Raw genomic sequence first — 11,038 nt, 5'->3', positions numbered from 1 at the left:
ACCGCCATCCACGCTGGATAAGGGAGCTAACATGATGACCGATCCGACGATGGAGGCGCTCGCCGCCCAGCTCGAGGCGAGCGGCGACTACCGGGTGCTTCGCCGGCTGCCGGTGCCAGCTGGCGGCTTCGTGCCTACGCCACACATGAAGCGGGCCGTGTTCCTTGACGTCGAGACCACCGGACTGAATCCGAACGTGGACGATATCATCGAACTCGCGATGGTGCCCTTCTGGTATGAGGACTCGGGCCGCATAGCCGGGGTCGAGATCGGAGGATCCGCGCTCCGCCAGCCACAGAAGCCGATCCCCGCCGATGTGACACGGCTGACCGGCATCACACCCGATATGGTAGCGGGCAAGACGATCGACTTCGTGGCGGCCGCCCAGTTCGCCGGGGACAGCCTGATCGTCGCGCATAACGCAGGGTTCGATCGGCGCTTCGTCGAGCGGTTCTGTCCTCAGCTGGCGAACAACCGGTGGGCCTGCTCCTGCTCCGAGATCCCTTGGACCGCCCATGGTTTCGAGAGCGCAAGGCTCAGCCTGATCGGACAGGCACACGGCTTTTACTACGATGGTCACCGCGCCGTGAACGACTGCTACGCAGGCATCGAGATATTGAGCCGCGGCGTCCCAGTCGGAGGGACGGAAAGCGCGATGAAGGTGCTTCTGTCATCGGCCAACTCGCGCAGTTGGAGGTGTTGGGCCGAAGGCGCGCCATTCGAGAAGAAGGATGTGCTCAAGAGCCGCGGTTATCGGTGGGCCGACGGTAGCGACGGCACGCCCAAGGCTTGGTGGATCGATCTTGACGAAGCAGGCTTCCACCTTGAGATGGCCTATCTGCGAAGCGACATCTACGGCTGGTCCGCCCAGATCCGCGTCTGCGAGCTGAACGCGCTGAACCGCTACAGTGATCGCCTGAATATAACGCCCTACATCATACCGGAAGGTTGATTCTCGGCGCTAGGCCAGCCCAGACGGCTGCGCGGCGCCAAGGGGATCGGCGGAACGGGTCTTCGCTCCCGAACGGATCATATACCGGTATCCTCTCTGTCGTTCTGCCGCGCCAGTTAGACAAACGTCGTGCGTCGCCTTCTTGAGAACAACCCGCCGTATTAGGCGTCGCTAGGGAACGGCAGGAATGTCCCAGACACCGTTGTAATTCGAATGTCCGCTTCTAGGCGCGGAGAAATCGCCATCGAATGGCTTAGATGAGGCGCTAAGCCGAAGTTACGATCACAGCTTACGAGTCGACGCTGGTGCATCGGCACTTGCATGCTGACTAACAAAATACGCGTCGAAGTTAAGGCGCTCAAACAGCTGCGCCGCCTCCACGACAGAATGATCAATCTTGCCGGCCGCATGCAGCCACACTGCGACCTCACTCCACTTCCAGAGCGGGCGTGAACCGCTGACGCACGCTACGGGCGGGGGAAAGCCTTCGCCACGCTCACCGTTCACGTAGAGCGAGATAGCCTGTCGCGTGATCGCGGCCCGCTCAGCGATGTCACTGGGGCTGACGAGCGGATCTGGCTCTATGCGGACGATGGTGGCGCCTGCGCGGCGCATGTCGGCGCAGGCACTTTCGACCGCTTCCGCGAGCGTGGCCGCCTCCCGATTGAAGTCGAGGACAAAGAGTCCGCGCCGCACTCCAACGAGCGCGTCATCGCAGCCAGCCTCATAGAAGCTATCCTCCCACTCGTCGCCGTCGATGGAGAGGCCGGTAGCGATGATCGAGAATTCGTAGCTGCTCATGCCAAGTCCTTCCTCAATTTTCTTGATGGCGGCACTTCGCAACCTTCCATTGCTCCGCCTCGGCGAAGGCGCCTCGGTTTCCTAGTTAGGATGCATGAGTTACCACGCAGGAATGAGTTAGATTGTTGACATTTGTCAACATATATCGAGGCGCTACCCGCAACAAATGACAGATATGGGGCGCGAAGCTGCCATGCCGCATGCGCTTGATGCCGTGTTAGAACGATCTGGGAGGTCATTTGGTGCTTGCGATGCTGGTCCAAAATGGTAGTACGACAGCACTCCAAATAGCAAATCGGGCTATTGGTAAGTTATTGATTTTAATAGACTAAGTTTTGCATAGACCCCTCCCGTAGGGGTCACCATCGGTTACGGGAGCGGTCGGCTCCTATTTCCGCAAAACTTCCGACCCATAAGGCCCCTTCGTCTAGCGGTCAGGACGCGGCCCTCTCACGGCTGAAACACGGGTTCGATTCCCGTAGGGGTCACCATTCAACGACCTGTCGGCGCACTCGGGTTCGGGGATACGCGGCACATAGTTGGTCCGGCGGCGTGCTCCATAATGGCGCCATCGCCGAGCCTTCCTCACTGTTCGCGCGGCGCCTCAACCGGCATCCCGGTTTTCGTGACCGAAAGCGGGGGCCATATCCATTTGATCCTGCCCGACCCCACCGAGCGGGCGGCCTGTTTCCGCATGCTCGCGGCGGGGTCCGAACGGATCGTGCGCAGCTTTGCCAGCGCCGATGCGTGGATCGAAGCCGAGGGCGAGGATAGTTGCGGAATCCTGCTTTTTCACTGGTGCCAGCCCGGACGGACCGGCGGCGCGGCGCTGCTCGACCGTGTCGCCGCGCGCGCCGCGATCGTCGCCTTTGTTGCCGCCGAGCAGCTCAGTATCGCCGAATCGCGCGCGATCCTGCGCGGCGGGGCGCAGGATCTGCTGCCCGCGCCGCTCGACCCGCGCCTTGTCCGCCGCACGATCGATGCGGCGCTCGCCGACTGGCGTGCCCGGCAGGGCGCGCTCGACCGGCACCGCGAAGCCGAGGCGCGGCTGGCGGCGCTGACGCCGCGCGAGCGCGACATATTGGACGCCATCGCGGCCGGGCTGGGCAACAAGGCGATCGCGCGTCAGCTGGAATTGAGCCCGCGCACGGTCGAGGTCCACCGCGCCAACATCATGCGCCGCGCCGGCGCCGGCAATGTCGCCGAGCTGCTGCGGCTGCAGTTCATCGCCGAGTTCGCGCGCGGCGTGCCGGCCGATCCGCTCCGTTTTGGCGCTTGATTGTGCGGGAGCCCCGGCCGGATGCGACGCGGTGCGCCTATAAGGGATATGAACGGTGTACCGCCCTTGAGTTGGTCCCCATTGGCGCTGCCGTTCATCCGCATGGGGTCAACCCCACCTGATTCCACGCGAACGGGCCGGCAGGGGATATCCTCCTCTGCCGGCCCTATCTTATCCCGTGACGAGCGCGCGCTGTTCGGCGCGGCCCATCGACAGCAGGATCGGGTCGGCCGCCTGCCGCGCCGCGAAATCGGCCTTGCTCCGAATCCCCTGCCAGCCGACGCCGATCAGCGATTGCGCGATCGCGCCGCCCAGCGTGTCGCCGGGGCCGGGCAGGATGATGACATCGGGGGCATATTCCTTGACCGCGACCTGCACCGAGCGCGCGAAGTCATAGGGCGCCAATATCTGGTGCCCGAAGCTATAATCCCAGATCGCAGCCGGATCGCTCGCATGGCGGCGCCAGATATGGCCGCGCCCGTCGACCAGCGGCAGCGCGGGGCGATGGAAGAGCGAATGCGGCAGCTCGGCCATCGCCTTGTCCGAACTGCCGAACATCAGCGGGGTGTGGAAGGGGCCGTGGCCCGCGAGGCGCAGCGGATCGCGCCCGGGGGTCGGCGGCGCTTCGGCGAGCAGCGCGGCAAGACCTTCCTCATTGCCCGCGAGCACGAGCATCCCGGCGAGGTCGATCGACAGCGCGAGGGCATGGCCGGGACGCGCGCCGATATCCGCGACAAGACCGAGCAGCGTCTCGCGCAGACCCGGCACCGGCCGCCAATCCTCGTCGACGACTTGCAGCAGGATTTGCCCGCCGGGCCCATGCGTCTGGCTGTTGAGTCCCATCGCGTTCGCAATGCGAAAACCATCCTCGACCGACACCGCGCCGCCGAGCGCGAGCGCGCTGTACCATCCCATCGAATTGCCGAGCGCCGCTACGACGTCGAATTTTTCGCGATCGATGCTGAGATAGTCGAGCATAGTGGCGGTGTAGATCAGCGGCGCTGCGACATCGCCGCGCATATGCGTCGCGACGCTGAAGCGCTCGGCGCCATCGAGTTCGCTCACCGTCGGCTGGCGGCGTGTCCGGCGTTGCGCATCGAAATTGGCGATGAGGTCACCGAAGCGCATCCCGTGCAGCCGCGCGATGCTGCCGAGTTCGTTCTTGCCATAGGTGCCGCGGCCGGGGGCGACGACAAGAGCGGTTTGCCGAGCGCTCATGCGAGCAACTCCCGCGCGGCGGCAGCGATGCTGTCGCGGCTCGGCAGCGTCAGCGTTGCCGCGCGGCCCAAGGGAATGAAGCTGTCGTCGGCGGCGATCCTTGCGAGCTTCTTATCGGGCGTGCGCTCGACGAACAGCGCCATCAGCGCCTCGCTCTGCGATCCGGTGATGCGGCATTCGTCGACGATCAGGATGCGTTTTGCGTCGCCGACCGCGGCGACCAGCGCATCAGCGTCGACCGGCCCGAGCCAGCGCAAGTCGATCACGCGCGCCTTGATGCCCTCGCCCGCCAATATCTTTTCGGCCTGCCGCGACAGATAATAGCCATTGCCATAGGTGACGATCGCGAGATCGGTGCCGTCTCCATGGACCCCAACCTGCCCCAGCCGGATCGGCGCGCCGTCGCCGGGCGCTTCATAGACGCTCGTCCACAGCCCATCGCCCTCTTCGTGAAGGTCGCGCGTCATATAGAGCGCGATCGGTTCGACGAAGACGACGACACGCTGTTCCTCGCGCGCCAGCCGCACGCATTCGCGCAGCATCTGCACGGCATCGCGCCCGTTCGACGGCACCGCGAGGATCACGCCGGGAATGTCGCGGAAAACCGCGAGGCTGTTATCGTTGTGGAAATGGCCGCCGAAGCCCTTCTGATAACCGAGCCCCGCGATGCGCAGCACCATCGGGTTGGTATATTGCCCGTCGGAGAAGAAGCTGAGGGTCGCCGCCTCGCCGCGGATCTGGTCCTCGGCATTATGGACATAGGCGAGGAACTGGATTTCGGGCATCGGCAGGAAGCCGTTGTGCGCCATGCCGATCGCAAGCCCGAGGATCGCCTGTTCGTCGAGCAGCGTGTTGACGACGCGCGCCGATCCGAAGCGCTGGTGGAGCTTGGCGGTGACGTTATAGACGCCACCCTTCGGCCCGACATCCTCGCCCGCGACGATGATTTCCTTGTGCGCGAGCATCAGGTCGGCGAGCGCCCAGCTCAGCAGCCGCGCCATATGCTGCGGCTTGTCCATCGCGCCCGCGTCGCTGCCGAACATCGCGGTGCGATCCTCGTCCGACGGGGTGTTCGCGCGCACGACGCCGCGCTTGGGCGGGACCACGCTTTGCATCACATGCGCCGGCGTCATGATCTTGGGCCGCAGGATCGCGGCCTCGGCCTGCCGCGCCAGCGTCGTGCCGATCTCCTCATAGGCATCGGCGATTTCGGCGGGGGTCATCCAGCCATGTTCGGCCATCAACGCCGCGCCCGCAAGCAGCGGGTCGCGCGCTTCGTCGGCCTCGATCAGCGCCTTGGGCAGATACGCGCCCTGCACATCCGAACCGGCGTGACCATAGAGGCGCACCGTCGCCATATGAAGAAAGACGGGCCGCCGCGTTCGCCGCGCATAATCGGCCGCCTCCGCAGCCCCCGCATAGGCCGAGACAAGGTCGGTGCCGTCGCATTTGATATAATGCAGCCCGGCGCGGTGGCGGAACTGCGCCTCGATCCAGCCGGTCGGGGTGCGCGTCGAAATGCCGATGCCATTGTCTTCGCACAGGAAGATGAGCGGCATCGGCGAGCCCTGGAACGCCGCCCAGCCCGCGGTATTGAACGCGCCCTGCGCGGTCGAATGGTTCGCCGACGCGTCGCCGAAACTCGTCAGCACGACCGCATCGTCGGGCAGCGGCAGCCCGGTCATGCCCAGCCGACGCGCGATGCCGATCGAAAAGGCCGCGCCGACCGCCTTGGGCAGATGCGAGGCGATCGTCGAGGTTTGCGGCGGAATATTGAGCGGCTTCGATCCGATGACCTTGTGGCGTCCGCCCGAGATCGGGTCTTCGGACGAGGCCGCGAAGCTCAGCAGCATGTCCCATGTCGGGGTCTGCCCGGGAACCGACCGCGCGCGATGCAGCTGGAACGCGTTCGAGCGATAATGAAGAAACGCCATGTCGGTGACGCGCAGCGCCGCGGCGACCGCGGCGTTCCCTTCGTGCCCCGACGATCCGATCGTATAGAAGCCTTCGCCGCGTGCCTGCAGATGGCGCGACAGCCGGTCCATCTGGCGGCTGGTCAGCTGCGACAGGAAGATGTCGGTCGCCTCGGCGCGCGACAGGCCAACCGCCGCAGGATCGGGTGCGTCGGCGCGATCGGGCAAGCTGCCCGCGGCCAGCGCTGCCAAGAATTTTTCATGCACCGCCTGGGCCGCGTCCACGTGTCTCTCCTGTCGCGCAGCCGGTGGTTACAAATGTAACAAATCGGCCGAATTTTTCCGCGCGCTAGAACGGGGCCGTTTCGCGCGCAAGCATCTCTTGCCTTGCTCGGCCCGCTCGCGCTACCACCATTCACGATGCACGATCGGGGCGGAGCCATCTTTTCAACATGATATCCTTGTGGATCGCCCAGGCATCGGCCGCGGCCGACACGTCCGGCGCCGATGGCGGTCAGGGCTGGCTGATCGATCCCGAACTCGTCGATCCGGGCTATAGCCAGACGATCGCGGGCGGCGAGATCCAGACCGCCTTTCCGCCCCCGCCGCCTCCCCCGCCGCCGACACCGGAGTGGCTGAAGTCGCTGTTCGACGCGATCGGCAGCTTTTTCCAGTGGAGCGCCCCCGCCGCCAAGCCGCTGATGTGGATCGCGGTTGCGCTGGTGCTGCTGTTCCTCCTCTATCATTTCGTTCCCGCCTTTGCCCGCTGGGTCGACGATCTGCCCTTCCGCCGCAAGGCGCGCGGGGCAGATGCGGAGGACGGCGCCGGTCTTGCCGAAGCCGGCGCGGCGCGCGCGCTGCTCGCCGAGGCCGACGCGCTCGCCGCCGAAGGGCGCTTTGCCGAGGCGGTGCATCTGCTACTCTATCGCAGCGTCGAGGATATCGAGGGCCGGCGTCCGGGACTGGTCAAACCCGCGATGACGTCGCGCGATCTGGCCGAGGCGCGCGATTTGCCCGCGGTCGCGCAGAGCGCGTTCAGCCGCATCGCACGCGCGGTCGAGATCAGCCTGTTCGGCGGGCGGTCGATCGACTCCGGCGCGTGGGAGCAGTGCCGCAGCGCCTATGCCGAACTGACGGTGCCGAAGAATTGGGCGCGCGCATGAGCGATACAGCCGCGACCAGCGACGGCTTCAACCCGCGCCTGATCGCCGCCGTGATCGCGATCGGTATCGTCGCCTTTGTCGCGCTGTGGGCGCTGATCGCCCTCGGCCCACAGGTCAGCAGCGGCAACGACGGGGGCGGCCATGCCCTCTCGAAAGCCGCGCCGGGCTATGCCGGCATCGTCGACCTCGCCGAGCGCACGGGCGCCGAGGTCGAACTGCGCCGCCGCGTCGAGACGACGCGCTACGAAGACCATGAACCCTTGCTGGTTCTGACCCCGACACACCGCACGCGCGCGCCCGAAATCGCCGAACTGATCGATGCCGAGGGCAGCACGCCCGTCCTGATCGTGCTGCCCAAATGGCAGACGATGGCGATACCGGGACAGGCGCCGAAGCCCGGCTGGGTCAGTGCCGGCCTTCCCGTCAGGCCGCCCGCCGCGATGCTGGCCGCAAGCCATTTCGGAAAGGTCGAGATCAAGGCGGCGCCGGGCAAGGCGCAGCCGGTGCCCGCCGATATCGCGGGGCACCGCTTCACCGCCTGGCTGCCCGACACGGTGCAGACGATCGAAGGCGACAATCTGGAGACGCTGATCGCGGCGCCGGGGGGCGGCGCGGTGCTGGCGCAGGTCGGCGGCCGCGACCTATATATCCTCGCCGACCCCGACCTGATCAACAATCTCGCCTTCGCCGCGCGCGAAAAGGCGGTTGGCGGCGCGATGCTGATCGACGCGATCGCCGACTATGCCGACGCTGACGGGCTGGCATTCGACGTGACGCTCAACGGTTTCGGTGGTCAGCGCTCGCTGCTCCGCTTCGCCTTTGTTCCGCCCTTCATCGGCATCACGCTCTGCCTGATCGCCGCGGGGCTGCTCGCGCTGTGGCAGGCATGGATGCGCTTCGGCCCGGCGATCAGGCCCGGGCGTGCGATCCCGGTGTCGAAGGCGGCGCTGATCGCGAACAGCGCCGACCTGATCAAACAGGCTCGGCGCGAACTCGATGGCGCCGACGCCTATGTTCGCAGCCAGCGCAGCGCGATCGCACGGCGGCTGCATGCGCCGACGGGGCTCGACGACGAAGCGACCGACCGCTGGATCGACAAGCATCTCCCGGCCGGCAGCGAACTTTTCTCCAGCCTTGCACGCCGCCTGCCGCTCGCGCGCAACACCCATGAGTTTCTGGCAGACGCGCAGGCGCTGCACGACATCAGGAAGGATCTACTCCGTGACAATTAATTCCATCGAGAGCGTGCAAGCCCTCGGCGCCGCGATCGAGGGCGAGGTCGCCAAGGTCGTGTTCGGGCAGGGGCCGCTCACCCGCATGGTGACGATCGCGCTGCTCGCGGGCGGCCATGTGCTGCTCGAAGGCCCGCCGGGGACCGCGAAGACCCTGCTCGCACAGGCGTTCGCGCGCGCGACGGGGCTAGGGTTCGGGCGCATCCAGTTCACCCCCGACCTGATGCCCGGCGACATTTTGGGGTCGAATCTGTTCAACTTCCAGACGTCGAGCTTCACCCTGACCAAAGGGCCGATCTTTACCGAGCTGCTGCTCGCCGACGAAATCAACCGCACCCCGCCCAAGACGCAGGCCGCGCTGCTCGAGGCGATGCAGGAGCGGCGCGTGACGATCAACGGCGAGGCGCATGTGATGAGCCCGCGCTTCACCGTGCTCGCGACGCAGAACCCGATCGAGCAGCAGGGCGTCTACCCGCTGCCCGAGGCGCAGCTCGACCGCTTCCTGTTCAAGCTGGTCGTCGATTACCCCGCCGCCGACGAGGAACGGCGCATCGTCGCCGACCATGGCGGGCGCTTCAAAAGCCCCGCGGTCGGCGATTTCGGCGTCACCGAGGTGGCGAACGCGAAGACGATCGAAGCGGCGATAGACACGATCGCGACGGTGCGGCTCGCCGAAGAAATCGTCGATTATATCGTGCGGCTGGTGCGCGCGACGCGCGAAAGCGCCGACCTGGAGTGCGGTGCAAGCCCGCGCGCGGCGACCCTGCTTGCGCGCGCGGCGTGTGCCGCTGCGGCGCTCGACGGGCGCGATTATGTGATCCCCGACGACGTTCAGCGCCTCGCTTCGGGCGTGCTGCGTCACCGCGTCATCCTGTCGGCGGCGGCCGAGATCGAAGGCCGCAACGTCGAACAGGTCGTCGCGGCGCTGCTCGAACGCGAAGACGTGCCGCGGTGATTAGCGATCGTACCAGATCCTCCCCATGCCGCGGGCATGGGGAGGGGGACCTCTTGCGAAGCAAGTGGTGGAGGGGTAGCGACGTCGCGCCGGATGCCCCTCCGTCAGCGCTTTGCGCTGCCACCTCCCCACCGCTTCGCGGCAGGGAGGATCTTTCGCGATGATCTACCCGACGCGGCGTGCGATCTATCTGCTGCTCGCGGGCGCCCCGATGGCGCTCGCGCTCGGGCTGATCCGGCCCGAGCTGTGGCTGGTCGCGCCGGGCTGGATCGGGGTGATCCTCGCATGCCTGATCCTCGACACGATTGCGGGCACCAACCCCCGCCACCTTGATCTCGACACCCGTTTTCCGCATCAGGTCGGGGTCGGCGATCCGTTCGAGCTGTCGCTCACCGCAAAGGGGCGAGCGGTGCCGCCGCGCGCCGGACTCGCGCTCGCGCTCGACGAACGGCTTGCCGAAGGCGGACGGCTCGCGGACGACATGCGCCGGACGGGCACGGGCGAAGCGCTCATGCGTACACTCACGCTCACCGCATCGCGGCGCGGGCAGGCGCTGATCGAGGCGCTGTGGATCCGGTGGGCGGGTCCGCTCGGCCTCGTCTGGAAACAGCGCCGCTTTGCGATCGACGGCGCGATCAGCGTCGTTCCCAGTCTGCGCGCGGTGACCGACGAGGGCAGCCGGCTGTTCCAGCGCAACAGCTGGTTTGGCCTCCGCCAGCAACGCTTTCGCGGCGAAGGCAGTGAATATGAAGCGCTGGCCGAATATCAGCCGGGGATGGACCGCCGCGCGATCGACTGGAACGCCTCGGCGCGCCACGTCAAACTGCTCGCCAAGGAATATCGCGTCGAGCGCGACAACCGCGTCGTGCTCGCGATCGACAGCGGGCGGACGATGGCCGAGCCGGTCGGCGGCATGCCGCGCGTCGACCGCGCGGTATCGGCGGCGCTGCTGCTCGCCTATGTCGGGCTCAAGCTCAACGACCGGATCAGCTTCTTCTCCTTCGCCGCGAAGCCGCAGACGCTGACCCCCGCCTATATGCACACACAGGATTTCCCCGCGTTGCAGCGCGCCGCGAGCCTGATCGACTATGCGCATGTCGAAAGCAATTTCACCCTCGCGCTCACGACCTTGAGCGCGCAGCTCAACCGCCGCTCGCTGATCATATTGTTCACCGAATTCACCGACGCGACGAGCGCCGACCTGATGATCCGCGCCGCCGGGCGGCTGGTGAAGAAGCATCGGCTGCTGTTCGTCGTCATCAAGGATGAAGAAGTCGAAAGCGAAGAGAAACGCCGCCCCGAAAGCGGCGCCGACGTCACGCGGTCGAACGTCGCCGCGGCGATGCTGCGCGACCGTCAGCTGGTGATCGCGCGGCTCCAGCGTTTGGGCGCCGACGTCATCGAGGTGCCCGCCGACGCGATGGGGGCGAACGCGGTCGAGGCTTATCTTGGTATCAAGCGGGCGGGCAGCTTATGATTCCCGCGACCGCTCCAACCCGCGCGATCGACGCGCCGAGCTTTTCGA

At 66.3% G+C, this 11,038-nt stretch carries 9 protein-coding genes and 1 tRNA gene; 7 read left to right on the top strand and 3 right to left on the bottom strand.

Translation table 11 applies throughout. The features are described from left to right. Positions 1-31 precede the first annotated feature (31 nt). Positions 32-952, top strand: a complete 921-nt coding sequence (locus tag VJ811_RS12550; RefSeq protein ID WP_324072811.1) for a 3'-5' exonuclease — start codon at positions 32-34, stop codon at positions 950-952. A 282-nt stretch (positions 953-1,234) separates the two neighbouring features. On the opposite strand, the gene VJ811_RS12545 is transcribed toward VJ811_RS12550, so the two are convergent. Next, complete coding sequence (locus tag VJ811_RS12545; RefSeq protein WP_324072810.1) at positions 1,235-1,753, bottom strand: hypothetical protein; 519 nt, start codon at positions 1,751-1,753, stop codon at positions 1,235-1,237. Positions 1,754-2,169: 416 nt separating this feature from the next. Between VJ811_RS12545 and VJ811_RS12540 the strand changes: the two genes are divergently transcribed. Beyond that, positions 2,170-2,244: transfer RNA gene (locus VJ811_RS12540), tRNA-Glu, on the top strand. A gap of 134 nt (positions 2,245-2,378) precedes the next feature. Next, positions 2,379-3,032: a response regulator transcription factor gene (locus VJ811_RS12535; protein WP_324072808.1), complete on the top strand. Its 654-nt coding sequence runs from the start codon at positions 2,379-2,381 to the stop codon at positions 3,030-3,032. Positions 3,033-3,203: 171 nt separating this feature from the next. Here VJ811_RS12535 and VJ811_RS12530 read toward each other — a convergent pair whose 3' ends face one another. Continuing rightward, entirely contained in the window at positions 3,204-4,250 is a 1,047-nt protein-coding gene (locus tag VJ811_RS12530; RefSeq protein ID WP_324072806.1) for an ACP S-malonyltransferase, read from the bottom strand. Continuing rightward, the gene (locus tag VJ811_RS12525; RefSeq protein ID WP_324072805.1) at positions 4,247-6,448 is read right to left on the bottom strand and encodes a thiamine pyrophosphate-dependent enzyme; all 2,202 of its coding nucleotides are present in this window, start codon (positions 6,446-6,448) and stop codon (positions 4,247-4,249) included. The genes VJ811_RS12530 and VJ811_RS12525 overlap by 4 nt, the downstream gene beginning before the upstream one ends. A gap of 167 nt (positions 6,449-6,615) precedes the next feature. Between VJ811_RS12525 and VJ811_RS12520 the strand changes: the two genes are divergently transcribed. From VJ811_RS12520 to VJ811_RS12505, 4 genes are all read left to right on the top strand, one after another. Continuing rightward, entirely contained in the window at positions 6,616-7,326 is a 711-nt protein-coding gene (locus tag VJ811_RS12520; RefSeq protein WP_324072803.1) for a DUF4129 domain-containing protein, read from the top strand. Continuing rightward, on the top strand, positions 7,323-8,558 hold the full coding sequence (locus VJ811_RS12515) for a DUF4350 domain-containing protein (protein ID WP_324072801.1): 1,236 nt from the start codon (positions 7,323-7,325) through the stop codon (positions 8,556-8,558). The genes VJ811_RS12520 and VJ811_RS12515 overlap by 4 nt, the downstream gene beginning before the upstream one ends. Continuing rightward, complete coding sequence (locus tag VJ811_RS12510) at positions 8,548-9,513, top strand: MoxR family ATPase (protein ID WP_324072799.1); 966 nt, start codon at positions 8,548-8,550, stop codon at positions 9,511-9,513. The genes VJ811_RS12515 and VJ811_RS12510 overlap by 11 nt, the downstream gene beginning before the upstream one ends. 160 nt (positions 9,514-9,673) lie before the next feature. Further along, a complete protein-coding gene (locus VJ811_RS12505) occupies positions 9,674-10,990 on the top strand; it encodes a DUF58 domain-containing protein (RefSeq protein ID WP_324072797.1) in 1,317 nt (438 codons plus the stop codon). The last annotated feature ends 48 nt before the right edge of the window (positions 10,991-11,038 follow it).

The organism is Sphingopyxis sp., from assembly GCF_035250425.1.
In the GTDB taxonomy this organism is placed as follows: Bacteria; Pseudomonadota; Alphaproteobacteria; order Sphingomonadales; family Sphingomonadaceae; genus Sphingopyxis.
The sequence above is the reverse complement of the archived record's forward strand: the minus strand, read 5'-3'. Positions and strand labels throughout refer to the sequence as shown.